This window comes from Nonomuraea phyllanthi, from assembly GCF_006334985.2.
Lineage (GTDB): Bacteria > Actinomycetota > Actinomycetes > Streptosporangiales > Streptosporangiaceae > Nonomuraea > Nonomuraea phyllanthi.
The window spans coordinates 1-24,940 of sequence record NZ_VDLX02000031.1 but is presented as its reverse complement, the minus strand read 5'-3'; the positions used below and the strand labels follow the sequence as shown (position 1 = coordinate 24,940).

At 71.7% G+C, this 24,940-nt stretch carries 20 protein-coding genes; 14 read left to right on the top strand and 6 right to left on the bottom strand.

All coding sequences use genetic code 11. The features are described 5' to 3' along the window. Nucleotides 1-159: 159 nt before the first annotated feature. The 3 genes from FH608_RS52250 (at nt 160) to FH608_RS47665 (ending at nt 4,408) form a co-directional block, all read left to right on the top strand. Nucleotides 160-297, top strand: coding sequence for a hypothetical protein (locus FH608_RS52250; protein WP_153265339.1), 138 nt, complete (start codon nt 160-162; stop codon nt 295-297). Then, nucleotides 297-3,107: an ATP-binding protein gene (locus FH608_RS47670; RefSeq protein WP_139637839.1), complete on the top strand. Its 2,811-nt coding sequence runs from the start codon at nt 297-299 to the stop codon at nt 3,105-3,107. The genes FH608_RS52250 and FH608_RS47670 overlap by 1 nt, the downstream gene beginning before the upstream one ends. Before the next feature lie 155 nt (nt 3,108-3,262). Then, nucleotides 3,263-4,408, top strand: a complete 1,146-nt coding sequence (locus FH608_RS47665) for a low temperature requirement protein A (RefSeq protein WP_139637838.1) — start codon at nt 3,263-3,265, stop codon at nt 4,406-4,408. Here the strand turns inward: FH608_RS47665 and FH608_RS47660 are convergent. Continuing rightward, nucleotides 4,405-5,268, bottom strand: a complete 864-nt coding sequence (locus tag FH608_RS47660) for an alpha/beta fold hydrolase (RefSeq protein ID WP_139637837.1) — start codon at nt 5,266-5,268, stop codon at nt 4,405-4,407. The two genes, FH608_RS47665 and FH608_RS47660, sit on opposite strands and share 4 nt — an antisense overlap. A gap of 382 nt (nt 5,269-5,650) precedes the next feature. On the opposite strand from FH608_RS47660, the gene FH608_RS47655 reads away from it, so the two are divergent. Then, nucleotides 5,651-6,874, top strand: a complete 1,224-nt coding sequence (locus FH608_RS47655; RefSeq protein ID WP_139637836.1) for a macrolide family glycosyltransferase — start codon at nt 5,651-5,653, stop codon at nt 6,872-6,874. A gap of 136 nt (nt 6,875-7,010) precedes the next feature. Here the strand turns inward: FH608_RS47655 and FH608_RS47650 are convergent, their stop codons facing one another. Together FH608_RS47650 and FH608_RS47645 are read right to left on the bottom strand one after the other, a co-directional pair. Then, the gene (locus FH608_RS47650) at nt 7,011-8,288 is read right to left on the bottom strand and encodes a phytase (RefSeq protein ID WP_139637835.1); all 1,278 of its coding nucleotides are present in this window, start codon (nt 8,286-8,288) and stop codon (nt 7,011-7,013) included. A gap of 85 nt (nt 8,289-8,373) precedes the next feature. Then, nucleotides 8,374-9,534: an ABC transporter substrate-binding protein gene (locus tag FH608_RS47645; protein ID WP_139637834.1), complete on the bottom strand. Its 1,161-nt coding sequence runs from the start codon at nt 9,532-9,534 to the stop codon at nt 8,374-8,376. A 258-nt stretch (nt 9,535-9,792) separates the two neighbouring features. On the opposite strand from FH608_RS47645, the gene FH608_RS47640 reads away from it, so the two are divergent. Genes FH608_RS47640 through FH608_RS47605 form a run of 8 tightly spaced genes read left to right on the top strand, consistent with a single transcriptional unit; the run spans nt 9,793 to nt 17,626 of the window. After that, nucleotides 9,793-10,677: a Cgl0159 family (beta/alpha)8-fold protein gene (locus FH608_RS47640; RefSeq protein WP_139637833.1), complete on the top strand. Its 885-nt coding sequence runs from the start codon at nt 9,793-9,795 to the stop codon at nt 10,675-10,677. Then, nucleotides 10,677-11,657, top strand: a complete 981-nt coding sequence (locus FH608_RS47635) for an inorganic phosphate transporter (RefSeq protein ID WP_226900541.1) — start codon at nt 10,677-10,679, stop codon at nt 11,655-11,657. The genes FH608_RS47640 and FH608_RS47635 overlap by 1 nt, the downstream gene beginning before the upstream one ends. After that, nucleotides 11,654-12,316 (top strand): DUF47 domain-containing protein, encoded by a 663-nt coding sequence (locus tag FH608_RS47630; RefSeq protein ID WP_226900536.1) that lies wholly within the window; start codon nt 11,654-11,656, stop codon nt 12,314-12,316. Before FH608_RS47635 ends, FH608_RS47630 begins: the two co-directional genes overlap by 4 nt. Before the next feature lie 30 nt (nt 12,317-12,346). Further along, nucleotides 12,347-14,173 (top strand): ABC transporter permease, encoded by a 1,827-nt coding sequence (locus tag FH608_RS47625; protein ID WP_139637830.1) that lies wholly within the window; start codon nt 12,347-12,349, stop codon nt 14,171-14,173. Next, nucleotides 14,174-15,271, top strand: a complete 1,098-nt coding sequence (locus FH608_RS47620; RefSeq protein ID WP_139637829.1) for an ABC transporter ATP-binding protein — start codon at nt 14,174-14,176, stop codon at nt 15,269-15,271. After that, a complete protein-coding gene (locus FH608_RS47615) occupies nt 15,268-16,053 on the top strand; it encodes an HAD family hydrolase (RefSeq protein WP_226900535.1) in 786 nt (261 codons plus the stop codon). The genes FH608_RS47620 and FH608_RS47615 overlap by 4 nt, the downstream gene beginning before the upstream one ends. After that, entirely contained in the window at nt 16,044-16,844 is an 801-nt protein-coding gene (locus FH608_RS47610; RefSeq protein ID WP_139637828.1) for an inositol monophosphatase family protein, read from the top strand. The genes FH608_RS47615 and FH608_RS47610 overlap by 10 nt, the downstream gene beginning before the upstream one ends. Further along, nucleotides 16,841-17,626, top strand: coding sequence for an HAD-IIB family hydrolase (locus tag FH608_RS47605; RefSeq protein ID WP_226900534.1), 786 nt, complete (start codon nt 16,841-16,843; stop codon nt 17,624-17,626). The genes FH608_RS47610 and FH608_RS47605 overlap by 4 nt, the downstream gene beginning before the upstream one ends. 96 nt (nt 17,627-17,722) lie before the next feature. On the opposite strand, the gene FH608_RS47600 is transcribed toward FH608_RS47605, so the two are convergent. Next, nucleotides 17,723-19,060 carry a cellulase family glycosylhydrolase gene (locus FH608_RS47600; RefSeq protein WP_139637827.1) on the bottom strand — a complete coding sequence of 446 codons (1,338 nt, stop codon included), beginning with the start codon at nt 19,058-19,060 and terminating at the stop codon, nt 17,723-17,725. A gap of 218 nt (nt 19,061-19,278) precedes the next feature. Here FH608_RS47600 and FH608_RS47595 point away from each other — a divergent pair, with 218 nt between their 5' ends. Then, a complete protein-coding gene (locus tag FH608_RS47595) occupies nt 19,279-20,274 on the top strand; it encodes a LacI family DNA-binding transcriptional regulator (protein ID WP_139637826.1) in 996 nt (331 codons plus the stop codon). A 58-nt stretch (nt 20,275-20,332) separates the two neighbouring features. Here FH608_RS47595 and FH608_RS47590 read toward each other — a convergent pair whose 3' ends face one another. Both FH608_RS47590 and FH608_RS47585 read right to left on the bottom strand, forming a co-directional pair. Next, complete coding sequence (locus FH608_RS47590; RefSeq protein ID WP_139637825.1) at nt 20,333-22,612, bottom strand: rhamnogalacturonan lyase; 2,280 nt, start codon at nt 22,610-22,612, stop codon at nt 20,333-20,335. A 201-nt stretch (nt 22,613-22,813) separates the two neighbouring features. Then, nucleotides 22,814-23,902, bottom strand: a complete 1,089-nt coding sequence (locus FH608_RS47585; RefSeq protein WP_139637824.1) for a glycoside hydrolase family 53 protein — start codon at nt 23,900-23,902, stop codon at nt 22,814-22,816. Nucleotides 23,903-24,303: 401 nt separating this feature from the next. On the opposite strand from FH608_RS47585, the gene FH608_RS47580 reads away from it, so the two are divergent. After that, a partial coding sequence (locus FH608_RS47580; protein WP_139637823.1) for a rhamnogalacturonan endolyase family protein occupies nt 24,304-24,940 on the top strand: 637 nt, incomplete at its 3' end.

The window sequence follows — 24,940 nt, the reverse complement described above, 5'->3', positions numbered from 1 at the left end:
CCACGCGGGCCGGCTCCGGGGCCGCTGGTGACCCCCTGGTGCCCCGCGCCCGTGGGGCCAGGGGGTAGACCAGGGTCTCCCCAGGCGCGACGCAGGGGTCCCAGGCGCGACCGTTGATCACGGTGCCACCAGCGGATGCTGTGTGAAGGGAGCGGAGCCGTGACCATGAACCTCTTGGAGCCGTACAGAGACGGGTGGCGGCTCGGCCGGACCTCGCCACCGGCCCGTGACGGCGTACACCCCGCGGCCGTGCTCCGCCGCGACATCGACGTCGAGGTGCCGGCTGGGCGGCGCTGATGGTCGGCGGCGATCCCAGGCTGCGGCTGCACGGCCGGCAAGCCGAGTGCAAGGTGCTGGACCAGCTCGTGGCGGCGGTGCAGGCCGGTCGCAGCTCGGTCCTCGTGCTGCGCGGCGAGGCGGGCATCGGCAAGACGGCGCTGCTGGAGCACGCGCGGAGCAGCGCGTCCGGCTGCCGGACCGTCCGGGCGGCGGGCGTCGAGTCCGAGACGGAGCTCGCCTTCGGCGGCCTGCACCAGCTGTGCGCCCCGTTCCTCGACCACCTCGGCACGCTGCCGGACCCGCAGCGCGACGCGCTCGAGACGGCGTTCGGCCTGAGCGCGGGGGCTCCACCGGACCGCTTCCTCGTCGGGCTCGCGGTGCTCAACCTGCTCGCCGACGCGGCCGGGAAGGGGCCGCTGGTCTGCCTCGTCGACGACGCACAGTGGCTGGATCAGATCTCCGCGCAGACCCTCGCCTTCGTCGCGCGCCGCCTGCGCGGCAAGCCGATCGGGCTGGTGCTCGCGGTGCGCGAGCCCCATCTCGAACCCGAGCTGTCGGGGCTGCGGCAGCTCGAGGTGGGGCGGCTGAGCGACGGCGAGGCCCGCGCGCTGCTGGAGTCCGTGACCCCCGGCCGCCTGGACGAGCGGGTCAGGGACCGGATCGTCGCCGAGGCGCAGGGCAACCCCCTCGCCTTGCTGGAGCTGCCCCTGGGGCTGACCCCGGCGGAGCTGGCCGGCGGCTTCGGCCGGCCCGACGCCCGCCCGCGGGCCGGCCGGGTCGAGCAGGGCTTCCTTCGGCGCATCCGGTCGCTCCCGGCCGACACGCGGCAACTGCTGCTCATCGCGGCGGCCGACCCGGTGGGCGACGTGACCCTGCTGAGCCGGGCGGCCGAGCTGCTGGGCATCGGCGCGGCGGCGGCCCCGGCGGAGGCGGCCGGGCTGATCACCATCGGGACCCGGGTACGGTTCCGCCACCCCCTCGTGCGCTCGGCCGCCTACCGCGCGGTGACCCCGCAGGACCGGCAGCGGGTGCACCGCGCGCTGGCCGACGCCACCGATCCGCGCACCGACCCGGAACGCCGGGCGTGGCATCTGGCCAACGCGACGGCCGGCCCCGACGAGGAGGTGGCCGCCGAGCTGGAGCGCTTCGCCGACCGGGCGCGGTCGCGCGGCGGGGTCGCCGCGGCTGCGGCGTTCCTGGAGCAGGCGGCCGAACTGAGCTCCGACACGGCCCGCCGTGGCGCACGGGCGATGGCCGCGGCCCGCGCCAAGTTCCGGGCCGGCGGATACGACGCCGCGCTGGAGCTGCTGGACGCGGCCGAGCTCAGCCTTCTGGACGAGCGCGGCCAGGCCGAGGCCGCCCTGCTGCGCGGCCAGATCGTGTTCGCCTCCACCAGCGCGAGCGCCGCCCTGCCGCTGCTGCTCAAGGCGGCCGAGCGGCTGGAGCCGCTGGATGCCGGGCTGGCCCGCCAGGCGTACCGTGACGCGCTGTTCGCGGTCAACACGGCCGGCCACCTGCGGGACGGGACCCAGATGACGGACGTCGCCAGGGCGGCGCTGGCCGCGCCGCCGGGGCCCTCGCCGGAGCGCAACGACCTGCTGTTGAACGGCATCGCCCTGTCCGCCACCGAGGGGTACGCGGCAGGCGTGCCGATGGTGCAGCGGGCCCTGAAGAACTTCCGCGACAGCAGGCTCTCCAAGGAGGAGGTCCTGGGCTGGCTGCCGTTCGCGACCCGGCTGGCCCACAACGTCTGGGACTTCGACAGCTGGACGGTGCTCTCGCAACGGCTGGTCGACCTGGCCCGCGAGACGGGCGCGCTGTCGGCGCTGCCGTCGGCCCTGCACATGCTCGTGTCCAACCGGGCCATGGCGGGCGAGCTCGCCGGCGCCGACGCGCTGCTCGCCGAGGCGGTGACGATCGGCGAGGTGACGGGCAGCCGCTTCTTCGCCCAGTTCGCGGCCCTGGTGCTGGAGCCCTGGCGAGGCCGGGAGGCCGCGACCCGCCGGGTGATCGACGCGGCCACCCGCGAGGCGGCCCTGCAGGGAGAGGGCAAGGTGGCCGCCGCCACCCAGTGGGCGAGCGCGGTGCTCCACAACGGCCTCGGCCGTTACGAGGAGGCGTACGTCGCGGCGGAGCGAGGCGTCAGGCACCCGCAGACCCTCGGGGGAGCGTTCATCAGGTCCCTGGTCGAGCTCGTCGAGGCGGCGTCCAGGAGCGGCAGGCCGGCCCGCGCCGCCCAGGTCGCCGCCCGGCTCGACGAGCTGGCCCAGGCCGGCGGCACCGACTGGGCCCTCGGCACCTCGGCGAGCGCGCGCGCCCAGGTGAGCGAAGGGCCGGCCGCCGAGGACCTGTACCGGGAGGCGATCGAACGGCTCAGGCGCACCGAGGTACGGGTGATGTACGCCCGCGCGCGGCTTCTCTACGGCGAGTGGCTGCGCCGGGAGAACCGCCGCGTCGATGCCCGCAAGCAGCTGGGCATCGCGCACGACCTGCTCGCCAAGATGGGCGTGGAGGCGTTCGCGGCACGCGCCCGGCGCGAGCTGCAGGCCACCGGCGAGACGATCCGCAAGCGCACCGTCGAGCCGCGGGGCACCCTAACCCCGCAGGAGGCGCAGATCGCGCGGCTGGCCGGTGACGGGCTGACGAACACCGAGATCGGTGCCCAGCTGTTCATCAGCCCGCACACCGTCGAGTGGCACCTGCGGAAGATCTTCGTGAAGCTCGGCATCGTCTCCCGCAAGCAGATCCGTGCCACGCTGCTCGAAGGTGCGGCGAGCGGCCTGGCACCCAAGAGCGCACGGCCTGACGCCCCGGCCACCACGGCCTGACACCCGCGACGACGGCCTGACCCCCGCGACCACCCGACGGTTCGGGTGCCGGCCTGTCACAGGCCGGAGCGCTGCCCTGTCTAACTGGCAGCACGGCCCCACGGAGCGACAGGAGCGAGATCGTGCCACCAGCCAACCTCCGGATCCGGATCCGGATGAGCGCGCGTCCCATCGACGAGCCGAACCGCGTCTCCAGCCAGCTGGAGCTGCTGTTCGACCTCACGTTCGTGGTCGCGGTCGCGGCCGTCACCGCCCGGCTCGCCCACGAGATCATGGAGGGGCACGCGCTGGCGGGGATCGTCCCGTTCCTGCAGGTCTTCTTCGCGATCTGGTGGGCGTGGATGAACTTCACCTGGTTCGCGTCGTCCTACGACACCGACGACGTCGCCTACCGGCTGCTGACCATGGTGCAGATGGCCGGCGTGCTGGTCCTGGCCGCCGGCGTGCCGGCCGCGAGCGAGCACGCCGACTTCACCTTCGTCACGCTGGGCTATGTCATCATGCGGATCGGGCTCGTCGGCCAGTGGCTGCGGGCCGGGGCCGAGGACCCGGCGCGGCGCCGCACCGCGCTGCGCTACGCCGGCGGCATCTCCGTCCTCACGGTGGGCTGGCTCTACCACTCGATGCTCGCGCCCGCCTCCGCCGAGCTGCCGCTCTTCGTCCTCCTGGCCGCCCTGGAGCTCGCGGTGCCCCTGTGGGCGGAGCGGACCGAGCCCACCACCTGGCACCCGCACCACATCGCCGAGCGCTACGGCCTGTTCACGATCATCCTGCTCGGCGAGAGCGTGCTGGCCGCGTCGAGAGGCGTCGCGGCGGCGCTCGGGTCGACCGAGGTCAGCAGCACCTTCGTCCTGATCGCCGTGTCCGGCCTCGTGGTGCTGTTCGCGCTGTGGTGGCTGTACTTCCTGGTGGAGGCCGGTGACGGGCTCAGCGACCGCCGCAATCGTTCCTACCGGTGGGGGTACGGCCACTACGGCATCTTCGCCGCGCTGGCCGCTCTCGGCGGCGGCCTCGAAGTGGCCGTCGAGCAGAGCGGCCACGGCGTCACCGTCGGAACGCTCACCGTCGGCTACGCCGTCGCGATCCCCGTCGCGGTGTTCCTCATGCTGCTCTGGATGGTGCACGCGCGGGTCGTGGCGGAGTCCGCGATCCATCCCGTCCTGCTGTCGGCCACCGCCGCCGCCGTCCTGGCGCTGCCGTTCGCGGCGCCGTGGATCGGCGTGCACGGCGTGGTCGCGGCGATCGCGGTGAGCTGCGTCCTGCTGGTCGCCGTCACGATCGCCGCGAACAACGCCCGCTAGTGAGCGCTCGCCCTCGCGGCCCGCTCGATGACGTGCGTGACGGTCCTGGGATCGGTCATCAGTCCGACATGTCCGGCGTTGTACTCGACGATGGTGGAGCCGGCCCTCTTGGCCATGGTCTCCTGCACGTCGCGCGGGATGATCCGGTCCCGGGTGCCGATGAGGTTCCAGGACGGGATCGTCCGCCAGGCGGGGGTGCCGGACGGCTCGTTGAGCGCCCCGACCGTGGCGGGCCTCTGGGTGGCCGCCACGACCGCCTTGTCATCGGAGCTCAGCCCGCTCGCGAACGAGTCGAGGACGGTCGACCTCTTGAGGTACAGGTCGGTGTCGGCCGTGGGCGGAAGGGTGGCGGGAACGAGGTCGAACACGGTCGTCGGGTCCGCGACCGACAGGGCGGAGTCCGGTCCCGCGAGCGCCGTCGCCGACTCGCCGGCGTCGGGCGCGAAGGCGTTGACGTACACGAGCGCCTTGACGTCGGGGTTCCCCGTGGCCGCGTTGGTGATCACCGCCCCGCCGTAGGAGTGGCCCACGAGGACGATCGGCCCGGTCAGCGTCTCCAGGAACGTCTTCACGGACGCGGCGTCGCCCGACAGCGAGCGCAGCGGGTTGGCGATCGCGCGCACCGCGTACCCCTCGTCCTGGAGCCTCTTGACGACCCCGTTCCAGCTGGAGGCGTCCGCCCAGGCCCCGTGCACGAGCACGATGGTGGGCTTCGCCGTCCGTGACGTGCCGTCCAGGGCGGCGGCGCCCGACGCGGGGGCGAGGCTCACCAGGATGAGGACGGCAGCCGTGAGGGTGGCCGCCACGGTGAAGGGCCGCCTCCTGGCGCGGAGGGATGCGTGGGTGGGAGGACTGGTCATGAGTCTGTCCTGTTCCGTGGGAAGGACGGCTCCGGCGGCTGACAGAACCGAGACGGTCCGTGCCAAGAACGTCCGCCGGCGTCGTAGCCGCCGGAGCCGGGGTCGGGCACGTGATGGCCGACCCGTGTGTAAGACCGGACACCGGCCCGCCGCGTGACGCCCGTCACCCGTCGCCCGTCGGGCGCGGGCACATGCCCCGCCGATCCGCCGGAGCTGTCACGCCGCCGGCGACCACCTGGTCATAGCTGAGGAAGGCAGCGATTCGGCGCGGTGGCGAGAGAGGCAGGACCATGCGGATGACACATCGCTTGTATCGGGCCGGCGATCCCCCCGCCGCAGCGGCCGGCCGGGGCGGAGCACGAGCCGGGGCGGGGGCCGGCCGATGAGCACCATCGCGTTCCTCAACGTCCCGATGCACGGGCACATCAATCCCACGCTGCCGGTCGTGGCCGAGCTCGTCCGGCGTGGCCACGCGGTCACGTACCACATCTCGCCCGCCTTCGCCGACGAGATCCAGGCCACCGGCGCGACCGTGTTCCGCTACCCCGAGACCGGCCGGCCGCTGGCCGACCCGCCGATGCCGGCCACGGTGCTGGCCGGGATCACGCGCGCCGCCGTGGACCTGCTGCCCAGGGTGCTCCGCGAGCTGCGCGACATCCGGCCCGACCTGATCGTGCACGACTCCGCCTGCGTCTGGGCCGCGATCGCCGCCCGCGAGCTGGGGGTGCCGGCGGTGTCGCTGTTCACCACGTTCGCGTACAACCGGTACGCGCCCAGCCCCACCCGCCTCTCGCGGCAGCTGCTGGCCGCGGCGGCGAGGCGCCCCCGCGCCGCGCTCGGGTATCTGCGGTCGCGGCGGAGGCTGCTCCGCCACCGCGACACCCGGGGGCTGCCGCGCTTCGACTTCCTCGACGTACGCCAGCCGCTCAACCTGGTCTTCACCTCGCGCGAGTTCCAGCCCGGCGCCGGCACCTTCGACCGGTCGTTCCAGTTCGTCGGCCCCAGCGTGGGGGCCCGCCCGCGCGACCCGTCGTTTCCGATGGATCGCCTGCGCAAGCCGGTGCTGTACGCCTCGCCCGGCACGGTGTTCGACGCCGGCCCGCGGCTGCTGCGCACCTTCGCCGTCGCTCTCGCGCCGCTGGGCGGCACCGTGGTCGTCTCCACCGGAGCGACCGACCCGGCCGCGCTGGGCCCGCTGCCGGAGAACGTGATCGCGCGCCGCTTCGTACCGCAGACCGAGGTGCTGTCCAGGGCCGCTCTGTTCGTCACGCACGGGGGGATGAACAGCGTCAACGAGGCCCTGTACGCGGCGGTCCCGATGCTGGTGATCCCGCAGAGCGCGGACCAGCCGCTGGTGGCGCGGCGGGTCGCCGAGCTCGGCGCCGGCCTGACGATCCCGCCGGGGGACGCCGGCCTGGTCCGGGTGCACTCCCTGGCCCGGCGCCTGCTCGGCGAGCCGCGCTTCCAGGCCGCGGCGGACGGCCTGCAGGTCGCCCAGCGCGAGGCCGGCGGCCACCTGCGCGCCGCCGACGAGCTGGAGCGCTACCTGTACGAGGCAGGCCGGGCCGGACGGCGTGCCCCGGCGGACTCGCCGCAGGAGCACTGAGACGGCACCTGTCACGGCCCTCCCGCCGCGCGTCACGGCACTCCCGCTGCCCCGTCACGGCCCTTCCGCTGCCCGTCACGGCCCTTCCGCCGCGCGGCCGGGAGACCACGGCCGCGCGGCGGGAGCCGCTACGTCGTCATCGGCGGTCGCGCGGGTCCCAGCCGTCGGTGTCGACGTCCAGGTCGAGCTCGTCGGCGATGTCGCCCCAGCTCACGTACTTGAAATTGGTGTTCTCGCGCTCGGGGTCGGCCGGGAGGTCGGCTCCGTCGTGGGCGATGAACAGGCCTTCGTCGAAGTCGCCCATCGGGACGTTGAGCACGGTCGAGCCGTCACTGTGCTCGACGCCGTCGATGCCGTCGTCCTCGCCCACGCGGAACCGGCCCAGATAGGCGTTGGCGCGCTCCTTGCGGTAGACGGCGAAGGTGTTGTCGCCCTGGCCGGAGGCCAGCAGGTAGCCCTTCTCGTCGTCGCGGTAGTAGATGGTGAGCCCTTCGACGTCCGCGGCCAGGTGCTCGCCGCCGAAGCCGGGGTCGGCGCCGGGTGCGCACTCCTCCGTCGCGGGGTCGTAGGTCGCCGGTACGCCGTACTCCTTCACCTTGTCCACCAGCGTCGGCGTCCCGGTCAGGTCGGCCCTCATGCGCCAGATGCCGACGTCCTCCTGGGCGGCGTACAGCACGTCGCGCTGCTGGTCCACCACCATGCCCTCGACCTGGGCGAGCTCGCCGGGATCTTCGCACGGCGTCCACTGCGCGCCGTCGGGCAGGGTGAAGGAGCTCGGCAGATCCAGCGTCCTGACGACCTGGTAGCCCAGCTTGCCGCCGGGCCTGGGCAGCAGCCTGACGAGGGCGAGCGACGTCTTGTGGCGGCGGCTGACCAGGGCGTAGGTGCCGGTGGAGTCCTTCCAGGTGGTCAGGCCGTAGGCGGTCGCGCCGTCGTTGACCTCCGCCTGGGTGGCGTTGAAGACGAACGGCGCGGCCGGGTCGGTCACGTCGGTGAGGTGGCCGCCGGAGATGGCGTAGAGGCGGAGGGTGTCGCGGCCCCGGTCGGAGACGACGGCCAGGTCCCGGCCCGCGAATCCGTAGGTGACGTCCACGTTGTTGAAGCGCCCCACCTCGTCGCCGGGGCCGGGCGCGGCCGGGGCGGGGATGTGCTGGAGCTGCCGGCCGCCGAGGTCGTAGACGTAGAGGCCGCCTTCCTTGGCGGTGCCGACCACCACGCTGTCGTCGGCGTCGGAGGGGTCGATCCAGATCGCGGGGTCGTCGCCGTTGGCGTTGCCGCCGGCCTCGTCGTCGTACAGGGCGGGCGTCTCCACCTGGGGATCGACGGAGGGGACGGAGCGGGCGGACGCGGGGGCCGACAGGCCTCCGGCCAGCGTGATCGTCAGCGCGGCGGCGAGCAGCGGGGTGGCGCGCATGGTTCTCCTCTTCTACTGGACATCCTGATGTCAGGACATGGCGCGGCATGGGATGCCCGCCCGGGAACGGGCGGGCCGGCGGGCGTCAGGTGTGGTTGATCCGCCAGAAGTCGGAGACCACCTGGCGGTTCTGCAGATCGGCGAGCAGGCCCTTGGGGTCGGTCTCGAAGAGCTGGCCGTGCCAGTCGGCAAGGCCGGCCGGGGTCACGATCGGCTCGACGGTGCTGTTGCCGGAGATGCCGCCCTCGCCGATCTCGTGCTTGACGCCCTCCTCCGTCATGATGAAGTGGACGTACAGCTTGGCCGCGTTCGGGTGCTTGCTCTTGCTGGCGATCGCGACGTACTTCGGATAGCTGAAGCCGGCGAACGGCTGGAGGCCCTCGCAGGCCGACTGGGTGTAGCCCTTGTCCTCGTTGTTGCGGAACTTCGAGATCGACATGAAGCCGATCTTCTTGTCGGTGGCGTTCGGCGCGCCGACCGCGCCGGAGATGTCCTCGTCGGAGCCCGTGAGCACGGGACGGTTGGCCGCGATCTTCTTGATCCACTCCCAGGCGGCGTTCTTCTCCTCGGTCTTCAGCGCCTTGCCGTACTTGGCCTCGTACGCCTGCGCGATCTGGTCGCTGCCGTGCGCGACGAGCTGGGAGAAAAACGACAGAACCGTCGGCTTGCCCAGCGGGTCCTGCATGACCAGCTTGCCGGCCCAGCCGGGTTCCGTGAGGTCCCAGATGTTCTTGACCGGGCAGCCGCCGGGGGAGAGCTTGGTGTTGTAGGCGAAGACGGTGGCCTTCGACAGCGCGAGCAGCGGGTTGCGGTTCTCCTCGGGGATCTGCTCCTGCAGGTCCGCCGGAACCCACGTCCGGACGACGCCCTGGGGGATGAGCTGGCCCACGAGCACGCCGCCGTCCTCGTACATGGTCGCGTCGATGGTGACGTTGTCGGCGGCGTGCTCCCTGGTCATCTTCTCCGCGGTCTGCGGGGAGTCGGACTTCACGCCCTCCATGGCGATGCCGTACGTGGCGGTGAACGCCTTGGCCACCTCCTCGATGTCGCCGCTGGAGTCGTAGACGAGGAGGCTGCCCTCCTTCTTGGCGGCGGCGACGAGAGCGTCCAGGTCGAAGCCGGCGTCGATCGAGGCCGAGGGCAGGGGCTTGGCCGCCGTCGCGCCCGGTGCGCCACCGGTGGAGGGGGCGCACGCCACGGCCAGCACGAGCAGGGCGGCGGGGAGGATCTTCCGGATACGCCTCATGGTGGCGGTACTCCTCTGAGGTGCACGTCGTACGCGCCGCTCACGGCCCCCGATCGGCGCGCCGGTGTGCCCCAACGATGAACGCGAGATGAACAGATTGTCAAGACATACTTATGTCCATCGATGCTGACGCCGTCATCAGGAGTTAGTCCATATGTCATGACAAACTATTGACGTTAATCTCCCGTTCATCTACAACTAGGGAACCCCCATAGCGACCACCTACTCGCCGCCCACGGGGCGGAGGAGGGCGCACATATGCGTGAGGAAGCTCTTCACCAGCTGCGGGAGGACCGGGCCCGGCGGCCGGGGCGCGTGATGGTGGTCGCCGCGGCACGCCGCCGCCGGCCGCTGCTGGACCGGCGGGACAAACTGCTCATCATCGCCGCCGACCATCCCGGCAGGGGCGCGCTGGCGGCCGGCCACCGGCCGCGGGCCATGGAGAACCGGATCGACCTCCTCGACCGGCTGCTGGTCGCGCTGGCCCGGCCCGGCGTGGACGGGGTGCTGGCCACCCCCGACGTCGTCGAGGACCTCCTGCTGCTCGGCGCCCTCGACGGCAAGCTGGTCATCGGCTCGATGAACCGTGGCGGGGTGCAGGGCTCGGTGTTCGAGTTCGACGACCGCTTCACCGCGTACGACGCGGAGTCGATCGCGGGGGCGGGGCTCGACGGCGGCAAGATGCTCTGCCGCATCGCGCCGGACGACCCGGCGACGGTGACCACGCTGGAGCGGTGCGGGCGCGCGATCTCCCGCCTGGCCGGGCACGGGCTCATGGCCATGGTCGAGCCCTTCTGGTCGCGGCACGTCGACGGCACGGTCAGGCACGACCTGTCCGCGGACGCGATGGTCCGCGCGATCAGCATCGTCCAGGCGCTCGGCACGACATCCGCCCACACCTGGCTGAAGATCCCGGTGGTCGCCGACATGGAGCGGGTGATGGCGGCCACCACGCTGCCGACCCTGCTGCTCGGCGGCGACCCGGGGAAGGCGCCCGACGAGACGTACGCCGAGTGGGGCAAGGCGCTGCGGCTGCCCGGCGTGCGCGGCCTGGTCGTCGGCCGCGCGCTGCTCTACCCGTACGACGACGACGTGGCCGGGGCCGTGGACTCCGCCGCGAGCCTGCTGGAGCGGCCCCTGTGATGGTGTGGACGCCGGCCTTCGCCGTGACGGCGACCCTGTTCGTGCTCATCACCGGCGCGAACGACGGCGCCGCGCTGATCGGGCTCGGGCTGCGCTTCCCGAAGTCCCTCGGCTGGGTGACCGTCGCGCTGCCGGCGGTGGCGCTGATGTGCGTGCCGTACGTGTGGGGCGTGGCGGTGGCGAGGACCTTCACCGAACGGCTGGCAGGGCTGGGGACGAGCGGTGGCGCGGCGGCGTTCCTGGCGGGCGTGGTGATCGCGGTGTGCGTGGTCGGGCTGCTCGCCGGGCGGGGGCTGCCGACCAGCCTGACGCTCGCCGTGGTCGGCGGGATCACCGGTGCCGGGTTCGGCGCGGGACTCCCGGTGTCCCTGTCGGGCCTGGCCGGCGTGCTCGCGGTCGGCGCCGGGGCGCCGCTGGTGGGCGTGCTGCTCGGCTACCTGCTGGCGGTGGCCTCGCGGCGGGTGCCGTCCAGCCGGCGGATGCCGCGCCTGGTGCTCGCCGCGCACCTGCTGGCCTACCTCGCGCAGTGCGTGGCCTACGCCCTGAACGACGGGCAGAAGATGATCGCGGTGGTGAGCGTGGCCGTGGAGGTGGGGCGGCACGGGCCGGGCGGCATCGGCCCTGTCGACGTGCCGCCCTGGTGGATGGTGCCGCTCGTGGTGGCCTTCCTGACCGGGGCGCTGACGAGCATGCCGAAGGTGGGTGAACGGCTCGGCCGCGGGCTCGTCCTGACCAGACCGCTGCACGTGGTCTCCGCGGAGACGGCCGCCGCCGGAGCCGTGCTCGGCAGCTCGGCCCTCGGCAGTCCGGTCAGCATGACCCAGTCGGTCACGGCCGGCGTCGTCGGGGCGGCCGCCAGCGAAGGAGCAGGGAGGGTGCGGTGGCAGGGCGTGGTGAACATGGCGACGGCGTGGCTGGTCACGCTGCCGTCGTCGATGGCGCTGGGATGCCTGGCGGGGCTCGCGGTGAGGCTGCTGTGAAGGGCTCGGAGGGCCGGCGGCACGGCGGCCTGGCACGGGCGTGGGACGAGCTGCGCGGCCGGTCGGCCAGGCGCGTGATCGGCCTGGTCCAGGCCCAGATCGCCGTCGCCCGTACGGGGGCCGCCCTGGCCCTCGGTGCCGCCGTCGGCGAGACCGACAGGTCCGTGGCCCGGGCCAGGATGGCCGAGGTCGAGCACGAGGGCGACGCCGCGCGGGCCGACCTCGTCGGCGCGCTGCGGCGGGTGCTGGTGACGCCCATCGACAGGGAGGACCTGTTCCGCCTGTCCCGCTCCGTCGACGACGTCCTCGACCAGCTCCGCGACTACGAGCGCGAGGCCGACCTGTTCGGCCCCGACGACCTGACCTTCGCCGCCGAACCCCTGCGGGCCCTGGTCGAGGGGCTGGACGAGCTGGAACGGGCCGTGCAGAACATGATCGACGACCCCGGCTCGGTGACCGCCGCGGTGCTGGCCACGCGCAAGGCCCGGACCCGGATGGGCCAGCTCCGGCAGAGCAGCCTCAGCGAGCTGTTCGCCGGGCCGCTGGAGATGGACACGCTGCGCCGCCGCGAGCTGCTGTCCCGCCTGGACGCGGTGGGCCAGCGGCTCGGCGAGGCGGCCGACACGCTCGCCGACGCGATGCTGAAACGAAGCCACTGAAGACACCGCAACCCCCCGAAGGAAGTCATCATGGCTGTTCTGGACAAGGTGGAGGCGCCGCCGCCACCGCGGAAGCGCCGCAGACTCCTCTACCGGCTCCGCGTGCTGCGCCACGACCCCACGGCCGCGCTCGGGCTGATCCTCGTCGTCGTGCTCGCCTACCTGGTGGTGGCGCCGCTCGTCGCGGTCCTGTCGGACGCCTTCCGCGTGCAGTACGGGGACGACGTGCACGCCGGGCAGCAGCCGGGCGAGTGGACCGGCTACTACCTGTGGCGGGTGTTCCGGTCGCAGGTCAGCGGCCTGCTGTTCTGGGAGCCGCTGCTCAACACGCTCGTCGTCTCGCTCGGCACCGTCGTCTTCGCGCTCGTCGTGGGCGGTGGCATGGCGTGGCTGGTGACCAGGACCAACGTGCCGGGGCGCGTCTGGCTGGCCGGCGCGCTGGTGGTCCCGTACATGCTGCCGTCGTGGACCTTCTCGCTGGCCTGGCTGACCCTGTTCAAGAACGAGCGGGCCGGCGGGCAGCTGGGCGTCCTGCAGGCGCAGGGCGTGCGGACCCCCGACTGGCTCGCCTACGGCCCGCTGCCGATCGTGGTCTGCCTCGGGCTGCACTACTACCCCTTCGTCTTCCTCCTGGTCGGCAACGCCCTGCGGCGCATCGACGCGCAGCTGGAGGACTCCGCGCGGATCCTCGGCGCGCCCCGCCGGGTGGTCATCCGCCGGATCGTGGCGCCGCTGATGCTGCCCGCCCTGTCGTCGGCCGTGCTGCTGGTCGTGGGACGCGTCCTCGGCACGTTCGGCACGCCGTACGTGCTCGGCCTGCCGACCGACTACCGGGTGCTGTCCACCGGGCTCTACCAGTCGATCCGCGACCGCAGCACCGGCGTGGCGTCCGTCCTCGCCGCCGTCATCGTGGTCATCGGGGTGCTGATCGTCTTCTCCGACGCGCGGCTGCTGCGCGAGCACCGGCGCTTCGTCACCGTGGGCGGCAAGGGCGCCATGGACCGGCTCAGCGACCTGCGTCGCTCGCGCTGGCCCGCCTTCGGGCTGGCCATGGCGGCCTTCGTGGTCAGCGTGCTCGTGCCGGTGCTCACCCTGCTGCTGTCGTCGGTCACGCGGACGCCGATGGACCTGTCCACGCTGACCCTCAGCTACTGGTTCGCCGAGGAACTGCCCGGGGCCGTCGGGTTCCCCCACGGCGTGTTCCGCGGCTCGGAGCTGTGGACCGCCGCGTGGAACTCGCTGCGCATCGTCGGCCTGGCCGCGGTGATCTGCGCGGTGGCCGGCCTGCTGATCGGGTACGTGGTCGTGCGCGGCACGGCGCCGCGCGTCGCCGGCTTCCTGCGGCAGGTGTCCTTCCTGCCGTACCTCATCCCCGGCATCGCGTTCGCCGCCGCCTCGCTGTCGCTGTTCGCGGTGGCGCGCGGGCCCGTGCCCGCCCTGTACGGGACCACGTTCCTGCTCATCCTGGTCATGGCGGTGACCCATCTGCCCTACAGCTCCCGCTCGGGCATCGCGGCGATGACCCAGCTCGGGCGCGAGCCGGAGGAGGCGGCGCAGGTCGCCGGCGCCTCCTGGTGGCAGCGGATGCGGCGGATCATCTTCCCCATCCAGAAGGGCGCGCTCGTCACCGGGATCGTGCTGCCGTTCATCTCCGGGCTCAAGGAGCTGAGCATCGTGATCATGCTGACCACCACCGGCACCCAGCTGCTGACCACCCTGTCGATCGGCCTGGTCGACTACGGATACACCCAACTCGCCAACGCGGTCGTGCTCGTGATCGCCCTGGTCTCCTTCACCATGACCTACCTGACGCAGCGGCTGACCAAGAGCAGCCTCGCGGCCGGCCTGGGAGGATAGATGCCCACCATCAGCCTGAGCGGGATCGCCAAGAGCTACGGCGGCGGCGACCACGCGGTCAAGAACCTCGATCTGCTCGTGCCCGACGGCGCGTTCATGTGCCTGCTCGGCCCCTCCGGGTGCGGCAAGACCACCACGCTCCGCATGATCGCGGGGCTGGAGCAGCCGACGGCTGGCACCATCGCCGTCGGCGACCGGGTGCTCGACTCCGTCGAACAGGGCCTGTACGTCCCGCCCGAGAAGCGCGGCATGGGGCTGGTCTTCCAGAACTACGCGCTGTGGCCGCACCTGTCGGTGCGCGAGAACGTCGAGTTCGGCCTGCGCATGCGCAAGGTGCCGGCCGACCGTCGCAGGGCGCGGGCCGAGGCGGCGCTGGAGATGGTGCACGTCGCCGACGCCATGGACCGCTATCCCTCCCAGCTGTCCGGCGGGCAGCAGCAGCGGGTCGCGCTGGCCAGGATGCTCGCGGTCGACCCCGCGGTCCTGCTCCTGGACGAGCCGCTGTCCAACCTCGACGCCCGGCTCAGGCTGGAGATGCGCGCCGAGCTCAAGCGCATCCACGAGGAGTCCGGCGCCACGATCATCTTCGTCACCCACGACCAGCTGGAGGCCCTGACCATGGCCACGCACGTCGCGGTCATGAACAAGGGCGAGCTGCAGCAGCTGGCCGCGCCCATGGACATGTACGGCCGGCCCGCCAACCGGTTCGTCGCCGAGTTCGTCGGCAGCCCGCCGATGGCCATCGTCGAGGTGGGCCCGGCCCGTACGGAACTGGCCGGCTCGCTGCTCCGCCACGTGACCTCGCGCCCCGGGAACCACGCACCGGCCGCCATCGGCATCAGGCCGGAGGCGCTGCGCCTGGACGAGCCGCCGGTCTCGGCCTGGTCGGAGACGGCCCAGGTGGAGGCCGTGCTGCCGGCCGGCTCCAGCTGGACCGTGCGGCTGCGCGTGCTGGACACCGAGCTGTACGCGGTCTCGTACACGCCGGTCGAAGCCCGTCCCGGCGACACCGTGACCTGCTGGACCGACCAGATGCACCTGTTCGACGGCGAGGGGACCAGGCTGGCGGCCTGGAACGCCGTGGAGGTGAGCGCGTGACCGGCGCCTCCCACGGGCTGGCGGCGCCCAGGGCCCTGCTGCTCGACTTCGGCGGCGTCATCGTCGAAACCGGCAAGCGCCCGTCGTGGGCCGCCGAACTGGCGGCGGAGGTGCGGGCCATGCTGGCGCTGGCCGGCTTCCGCGACCTGACGGCCGGCGAGATCGAGACCGACATACGCGCCGGGGCCCGCGCCGACTCGTACTGGAAGGACTCGACCTCGCGGCAGTTCGCCCCCGAGGAGATGACGCACCGCAGGTTCTGGGCGGAGTTCGTCGCGACCGACTGGCCCGAGCAGGCCCGCGCGCTGGTGACCGCCGAGGCGTCCCCTCTGTGCCGGCGGATGGGGGAGCTGCGCAGCGAGCGCCGGGTCCGCGACGGCATGAAGGAACTGCTCGCCGCCTGCTGGGACCACGGCGTCACGCCCGCCGTCGTCAGCAACGCCCTCTGCGGCGCCGTCCACCGCGACTTCCTGGCGCGTGACGCCCTGGACCGGCAGGTGGCGGTGCAGGTCTACAGCGACGAGGTCGGCGTGCGCAAGCCCAACCCGGAGATGATCCGGATCGCCTGCCGGGCTCTGGGGGTGGACCCGTCCGATGCCTGGTACGTCGGCGACAACCACGACAGGGACGTCGTGTGCGGCGCGCGCGCCGGGGTGGGGGCGAGCGTGCTCATGCTCTCCCGCAGCACCGAGAAGGTCCCGTACCAGGTGCGGCAGCGGCCGCACGCGACCGTCGAGAACCCGTACGAACTGCTGAGGCTCTTGGAGGAGACATGGACGTGAACGACTCGCGCGAGCTCGCCGCGATCGCGGCCGAGGCGGCCGGGGCGGTGGGCGATCGGCTGCGAGGGGCCTTCCGCTCCCGGCCCGAGGTGCGGACGAAGCGTGACTTCCACGATCCGGTGACCGAGCACGACAAGGCCGCCGAGGAGGAGATCCGCGAGGTCCTGGACCGGCGGTCCCCGGGCAGCGTCGTGGTGGGGGAGGAGGGCGGCACCCGCGGCTCGGGCGACGTGAGCTGGTACGTCGACCCCATCGACGGGACCGCCAACTTCGCGGCCGGCCTGCCGTTCTTCTGCACCTCCATCGCCGCCGCCGTGGACGGGGAGGTCGTGGCGGGCGTCGTCTACGATCCGGTGCGCGACGACCGGTTCATCGCCTGGCTCGGCGGCGCCGAATGCAACGGCGAGCCGCTCCGCAGCACCGGCGCGCGTACCGACCGGGAAGCGATGCTGCTGTCCAGCTATCCCACACCGCGCGACCTGGCCGCCGAGGGCGACCAGGCCCTGCACCGCTACGCGCGCATGGTCAACGCCTTCGCCTCCACCCGGCGCCCTGGCAGCGCCGCGCTCAAGCTCGCCCACGTCGCAGCGGGCTGGTCCGACGTCGCGTACGGCACGTACGTCAGCGCGTGGGACGTGGCGGCCGGGTCGCTCCTGGTCACGCGGGCGGGCGGGGTCTACATCCCGCTGTCGGGCAGCGTCTTCACACCCGGCGGGTACCTCGCCTGCGTGGGCGGCTTCGACCTGGCCGGCTCGGTGCTGGCGGAGGTGGCCGACGGGAGGCCCGCGTGATCCGGTGGATCGTCACCGACCTCGACGGCACCCTCGTGGCGCGCGACCTCGCCATGGTGCCCGCCGGCCGGGAGGCGCTGCGCCGCTTCCGCGCCGCCGGAGGCGAGGTCGTCATCGCGACCGGGCGGTCGGAGCGCTCCGCCCGCCGCTACTACGGCGAGCTGGGCCTCGACGGTCCCGCGATCCTCTACAACGGTGCCAGGACCGTCAACCTGGCCGACGGCGCCGTGCTGCGCTCGCGCAGCCTGCCTCCGACGGCGTGGAAGGCGCTGCTCGACAGCTTCGAGGACCTGCCCGAGGGTGTCCATCCCGTCGCGTTCTCCGGCGGGGAGGCGTTCGCCGTGTCCGACGTTCCCGAGCTGCGCGAGTACGCGCGGCGGGACGGGATCGTGCTGCGACACCCGGGCGACTGGACCGCGTTGCCGGCCGGCGACATCACCAAGTGCATGCTGATCGGCGACCCGCTGCCCGACCCGCGGATCCCCGACACGGCGACCGTGCGCTCCGAGGCCACCTACCTGGAGGTGCTGCCGGAGGGAACGAGCAAGGGCGTCGCTCTGCGGGAGCTGGCCCGAGGGGCGGGCGTGCCCCTGGCCGAGGTGGCGGCCATCGGGGACAACCCCAACGACACCGACATGATCACTGTCGCGGGGCTTGGAGCCGCGCCGGTGGACGGCCATCCCGACGTCCGGTCCTCCGCCGACGTCGTGGTCCGCGCCTGCGCGGACGGAGCCGTCGCGGACCTGGTGGACCTGGCATTCCAGGCCAACGGCTGGTCATGACGCACGAAGGGCGTTCCCCGCCGGCGGACAGGCGCATGGCCCGGCCCATTCGCGCGGGGCGAACAGGCCGGGAGGGTCTGCGGAAGCACGCCGGTGTCAGCCGGCGGTGCAGGACGGCGTGGGGGCGCTGTTGCTGCCGTTCCACGATCCGAGGAAGCCGAAGGTCGTGCTCGCCCCGGCGGCGAGGCTGCCGTTGTAGCTCACGTTGCGGGCGGTCACGCTGGAGCCGCTGCTGCTGACCGTGGCGTTCCAGGCCTGGGTGACGGTCTGGCCGTTAGAGTACGTCCAGGTCACCGTCCAGTTCCTGATCGCCGAGTCGCCCGCGGTGACCTTGACCTCGCCCTGGAAGCCGCCGCCCCACTGGTTGGAGATGCGGTAGGTGGCCGAGCAGCCGCCGGGCGTGGGCGTGGGCGTCGGCGTCGGCGTGGGAGTCGGTGTGGGGGTTGGGGTGCCGGTTCCGCCACCGTAGATCGTGGCCTCCTTGGCGGTCGCCTTGAGGCCGTCGGCGCCGGTGGAGATCCGCCGGCCCCAGGTGGTGAGCTGGCCGGGGTCGAAGTTGACGGTCATGTCCAGGATCGGGTCGCTGTTGCCGCTCCAGGACCAGGCGAGCCAGCCCAGGCCGCGTGACTGCGCCTCGGACAGGATCGTCTCGTGATCGACCTCGCCGGAGTTGAACTGCCAGCCGAACTCGCCGATGACCAGCGGCCACCCCTTGGTCCGGAAGGTGTCGAGGTAGGAGACGATGCTGGAGGCGGTGTTGAAGACGCTGTACATGTGGATCGACAGCACCGTGTTGTGCCGGGTGTCGGCGTCCAGGATCGTCTGGGCGTTGTCGCGCATGACGTACTGCCAGTCCTGGCCCCAGTTGGGCGCGTCCACCATGATCAGGTGCTCGAATCCGTTGCCGCGCAGCTTCCTGATCGCGTTCGCGGTGGCGTCGATCCACTGGGCGGCGTTGGTGTTGCCGATCGGCTCGTTGCCGATGTTGATCACGACGTGGTTCTCCTGGCCGGCCAGGACGCTCTTCTGGCTGATCCAGTAGTCGGCCGCCTCGTCGAGCGAGGCGGCGGCGCCCTCCTCGCCGTAGCCGGTGGTGTCGTGGACCTCCAGGACGCAGATCAGCCTGTTCTGCTTGCACAGGGAGATCACGTTGGCGACGTCGTTGGACGGGCCCCACCGCTGGCCGCTGCCCAGCACGACGCGGACGGTGTTGGCGCCGGCCGCCTTGATGTCGGCGAAGGAGCCGGTCTGGCCGGTGAACCAGACGTGGGGGTGGTTGACGCCCCGCATGATGAACTCGTTGCCGTTGGCCTCGACGATCTTCGTACCGCTGATGTGCAGGCCCGTGGCCGCGGACGAGGGCTGGCCGTACAGCATGATGGACGCGATGGCCGCAAGTAAGGCGGCTGACAGGGCGAGAACTGTTCTTCTCATGGCCTACCTCGTAACAACGATCGGGACGCATGGGAAGCCGTGAACGTTCACCATGCTTCGGGCGGCCGCCCCCATCTCCGGCTTCACCTGCGACGACGCCATCCGGCGGGGACCGGGCCCGGCGGCCGATCCGTGGAAGTTTCATGCGCGGGCGGATGGATAATCTGGTCACCACCTGACGCCCTGCGCGGGGCCGACCACAGGAGCCGGAGACATCGATGGCCAAGCGGGTGACGATCCATGACGTGGCAGCCCTCGCGGGGGTCTCGCGCCAGACCGTGACCAGGGCGCTCAACGACATGGACGGCATCAACGACGAGACCAAGCAGCGCGTCCTCGAGGTGAGCAAGAGGCTGGGCTACCGCCCGAGCAGGTTCGCCCGCAGCCTGGTCGCGCGGGAGAAGACCCGCACGCTCGGCCTCGTGGTCAGCTCCTTCCGCAACCCGTACTACACCGAGATCGCCGGCGAGCTGCTCGACTGCGCCGCCTCCCGGAACTGGCAGGTCATCATGGCCTCCAGCGAGTCGGCGGGCGAGGCGGCGGCGGTGCGCACGCTGTCCACGCAGGTGGACGTCGTGGTCGGGCATTTCTGGACGTCCCAGGAGCAGATCGAGCAGGCGCGTAACGGCGTCCCCGTGGTGGTGCTCGACCGCGTCGAGCCGTGGCCGGGCATGCACTCGGTGGCCCTCGACCTCCGGCCGGGGATCGAGGAGGCGATACGCGCGTTACGCGGCAAGGGCGCCCGCAGCATCGGGATGATCGACTCCAACAACCACGTACCCCGGCACTCCGCCTACGTTCCCTCGACCCGGCGCCGCGACTTCGAGGAGCTCATCGGTCCCGGCCGGGCGGCGGCGGTGGTCGCCGGGGAGGAGTCGATCGGGGGAGGCTCGCTCGCCTTCGTCGAGCTCATGCGCGCCCACCCCGAGGTCGACGCGGTGCTGGTGTTCAACGATCTGATGGCCATCGGCGCCGTCCACGCCGCGCACACCCTGGCCATCGACGTCCCCGGCCGGGTGAGGATCCTCGGCATCGACGGGCTCAGCATGGGGCAGGCGGTGCATCCGCCGCTGAGCACGATCTCGATCGACCGTGCGGCGCTCGCGGCCCGCGCGCTGGACGTGGTGGACGCCCTGGCCGCGGTCGACTTCGCCGAGACGGCCCCCATCCGGCACGTCGTACGGCCACGCCTGCTGTGGCGCGAATCGGCGTGACCCGGACACTTCGCCGTGGAGGCGCCGGAAGCCTTCCGGCGCCTCCACGGGCGGGGGGTCAGCGGATCCTGGGGACCGGGACCTTGGACCAGTCGATGTCGGAGGCGAGGTAGAAGCTGGGGTAGGCCGGCTGGTTGTAGCCGGTCTGCTGCCTGGCCACCTCGACCCGATACTGCGGGTCGTGCATGAGGGTGTAGAGCTTGCGGTCGGTCACCTCGGTGCTGAGGTAGATGCGGGCCGCGCCGCTGTCGGCGGTCCGCACGACCAGCTCCTCGCGCCAGTCACCGAGGATGTCGGCGACCAGTCCGGGGTTGCCCTTGGTCCAGTTGTCGGTGAGCGTGCCGGTGGCGGTCAGGAGCGTGCCGCGCTTCCAGTCGTCGATGGTGGGCGTCTGGAGCTCGGTCGTGGCCGTGCCGTTGATCAGCTGGGTGGTCATGTCGGCAGCCCAGCGGATGCTCTGGTTCGTGCCGGGCGTGACGCGGCCCAGGTGCTCGCCGCGCGCCGACCAGAGGCCGGAGACGATCTCCTGGTCGGGCGGCATCGAGGACCATGCCTCCAGGCCGCGGATCGCGGGGTCGATGTCGCCGACCATCCCGCGGCCGGTGTCCCGGCCGCTGTAGCCGCCGAAGAGCACCTTGCCGGTGGCGGCGTCCCGCATGGCCCAGCCGTACGGCGCCCAGGCCCCGCCCTCGTGGACGGTCCAGATCTCCAGGCCGGGCCGGTCCGGGTCGAGATCGCCGACGTGCATGGCGTCGCCGTGGCCGAGCCGGACGTTCTGGCCGGGGACGCTGCTCTGCGGCGGGGCCACGTCGAAGGAGGAGTACAGCAGGCTGCCGTCGTCGTCGATGGTGGCCGAGCCGTACACGATCTCCTGCCTGCCGTCGCCGTCCACGTCGGCCACGCTCATCGAGTGGAAGCCCTGCGTGGTGAGGGTGGCGTAGGCGGGGTTGGCGCCGTCCACGCCGTGCGGGCTCGCGTTGAACGGGTTGGCCATCGGGGCGTGGCCGCTGTCGACGTACCAGACCTCCTTCAGCTTGTGGCCGTTCCAGTTGTAGGCGACGAGGGTGCTACGGGTGTAGTAGCCGCGGGCGAAGATCGCTGACGGGCGCCTGCCGTCGAGGTAGGCCACCGAGGAGAGGAACCGGTCGACCCGGTTGCCCGGCTCGACGCGGGACATGGCGTAGTCGCCCCACATGAGGCCGTCGTCGCCGCGCCCCGGCTTGTACGGGATGGTCTGCAGCTCCCTGCCGGTGGCGCCGTCGAAGACCGACAGGTACTCGGGGCCGCTGAGGATGTACCCGGCGAATTCCCGCAGGCGGTTGTTGCCGCTGCGGGCGGGGGCGTAGACGTCGACGAAGTAGGTGGCCAGCTCGGTCGCGGACTCGCGGGAGAGCGGGTAGCTGTGCGTGGGCGCGATGCCGAAGGCCTCCTCCAGCGTGGCGGGCCAGTGGCCAGCGACCACCTCGGGGTGCTCGTGCCACGTCATGAACATCTCGACGAGGTGCTCGAAGTAGCCGTCGGCGCTCAGCCGGTAGTCGTCGGTGTTCGAGTAGCCCGCCTTGACGTCGCGCTCCGGCATGGTGATGTAGCGCTCGCTGATCACGTTCCCGGCGGCGTCGTAGCGGATCCGCTTGGTGCCCGGCGCCGTCTTGAGCATCAGCTCCGAGCGCCCGTCGCCGTCGAAGTCGTAGACGAGGAACTGCGTGTAGTGCGCGCCGGACCTGATGTTGACGCCCAGGTCCAGCCGCCACAGCAGCCTGCCGTCGAGCGTGTACGTGTCCAGGTAGGTCGGACCGGTGTAGCCCCGCTGGGAGACGTCCTTGGAGTTGGAGGGGTCCCACTTGACGACGAGCTCGTACCGGCCGTCGCCGTCCACGTCGCCGACGCTCATGTCGTTGGCGCTGTAGGTGTAGGTCTCTCCTGCCGGTGTGACGCCGTCGGCCGGCTTGCGCAGCGGCACGTCATAAAACGATTCACTCCAGGGCCGGACGCCGGCGCTGGGACGCCCCTCCCTGCCCCGGGCGATCGGCGCCACGCTGTACCGGGAGGTGGCGGTTCCTGAGGTGTCGAGGTAGTTCGTGCTGTCGGTGACCTTGGCGATCGGGCGGCCGTCGCGATAGACGCGGAAGTCCGTGCCGACCATGCCGCCGCTGCCGGCGCCGGTCACCTCGCCGCCCAGAAGACGCCAGCTCAGAAAGACCCCGTTGGGGACTGTCGCGGCGACCAGGCCGCGATCGAGATGCTCCATCCTGATGCGGGCGTCCGCTGTCGCGGGGGTGGTCAGCAGCGCGCACACGAGTGCGGCCAGGATCGTGAGGGATAACCGGGCTCGGCGCATGGGGGGTTGCTCCTCGAGGGCGCGGTGGGACTTAAAACGATATAACTGACGGGAGCGTATGAGGGCTGACTTTTCCCCGTCAAGGTCTTCTTCGCGGATCCGCCTTCCTCGGAGCCGGACGCCCGCCGCACCGGCGGGCGTCACCGGTGCGGCGGGCGAGCCGTCACGCGGGGAGCGACGGGTGGTCCGGCCTGGGCGTCGTCACGGGATCCACCGGACTTCGGGGTTGATGTGGCCGGTCCAGTTGAAGACGGCCATGTTGTCCCACTCGTTGCCGCTGCCGTTGATGTTCGCAGGGTCCCAGCCGTTGCCGGGCACCGCGTACCAGGTCGGCTCCCAGTAGAAGACCCCGATCGCGCCCGCGTTGCGAGCCGTGCTCTGCACCGCCGCGAACTCGGCGCCCTGTCCCTGCCAGGTGAGGCCGTACCCCGAACATCCCGACGTGACCGCGTTGCGGGTGGAGTCGGCGTTGTCGGGCGTGAAGGGGTAGGCGGTCTCGGCGATGACCACGTCCTTGCCGTAACGGGAGCGCATGTCCGCGATCACGGCGGACAGGTTGGACAGCGAGCCGTGCCACATGCAGTAGTACGACAGGCCGGTGATGTCCCAGGGCACGCCCCTGGCCCGGATCCCGTCGTAGAACCAGCGGGCGGAGGACAGGTTCTCGGCCAGAGCCGTGTGGATGATCACCTGGGTGCCGCCGTTGCAGGCCTTCGTCGCGTTGTAGCCGGCCTTGAGCAGCAGGCTCAGGTTCGTGAAGTTGTTGTTGATCACTCTGCCGTCGTCCCAGAGCATGCCGGTGTTGATCTCGTTGCCGATCTGCACGCTGTCGGGGGTGGTGCCCTGCGCCTTGAGGCTGGTGCACACGTCGTAGGTGTAGTCGTACACGTCCGTCTGGAGCTGGTTGATGCCGTGGCCGGCCCAGGCGGCGGGCTTGTACTGCTTGCCGGGGTCCGCCCAGGTGTCGGAGTAGTGGAAGTCGATCATCAGCTTCAGGCCCTTGGCCTTGGCCGCCCTGGCCTGCTGCAGCACCTTAACCTTGTTGTTGTAGCCGCTGATCGGGTCGTTCCAGACGCGCAGCCGGACATGGTTGACGCCGACTCCCTTGAGGATGTCCAGCGGATCTCTCTGGCTGCCGTTCGCGTCGTAGTACCGGGCGCCCAGGTCGAGCGCGCGCTGCAAGGTGGAGACGTCGGCGCCGAGCATGCGCAGCGTGGCGGCGTGCGCGGGTTGCCCGGCGGTGAGAGTGGCGGCGAGACACAGGACCAGCGCCGTCAGGAGCCTTTTCATGATGCCTCCGGTCAGGAGAGCGAGTGGTGGACGATCCCCCGTAACCCCCGAGCAATGCCTCTGTGAACGTGCACAGTAACGTGCGCGGGGCTTTACGGACAGAGTCCAACACGAATCCCTCAAAAGGGCTCAGGCAACAACCGCGTAACGGCCATTGACGCCACAAAAGTCATCTCTCACACTCTGTGAACGCTCCCAGATAGCGCCGTTCCTGCTTCTCTCGCGCCGATCAGTCTGGAAGGAAAAACATGGGTGGACCAGGGCATTACCGGCCATCGGCGGAGTGGACGGAGACCCTCCGTGCACTCCGGTTCCCGGGGCGGACCGACCGGCCGCGCGCCCTCCACACCGTGAAAGTTTCACCCGCCAGGCCGTCCCGACCTACCTGTTGGAGTTGAACCATGCTCTTACGCAGACAGAGTGCCGCGCTGCTGTCCGCCGCCGTCACGCTGACGGTGGCCACCGCCGGGATCGCCCTGGCCCCCCGGGCCTCCGCGGCGACCCGCTACGAGGCGGAGAGCGCACCCGCCACGTGTGACGGTTCCCTCGATTCCGACCACGCCGGCTACTCCGGCAGCGGATTCTGCAACGGCGACAACGCGGTCGGCGCGGCGGCGCAGTTCACGGTGACCGCGCCCGCGGCCGGCACGGCCACCATCGCCATCCGGTACGCCAACGGCACGACCACCGACCGCCCCGCGGACGTGCTGGTCAACGGTTCCGTCGCCCACGCGGCCAGCGGCTTCGAGCCCACCGGCGCCTGGACGACCTGGGTCACCAGGACGCTGACGATCACGGTCAACGCCGGTGACAACACCATCCGGCTGAATCCGACCACCGCCAACGGCCTGCCGAACGTGGACTACCTGGAGCTCGAGACGGGCACCGGCAGCCAGAACGGTCGGCAGATGGAGGATCTCGACCGCGGGTTGATCAGTGTGCGGTCGGGGTCGGGGAATCTGGTGTCGTGGCGGTTGCTGGGCACCGAGTCGCGTGACACGTCGTTCACTGTGTATCGGGGTGGCACTCGCATCGCGT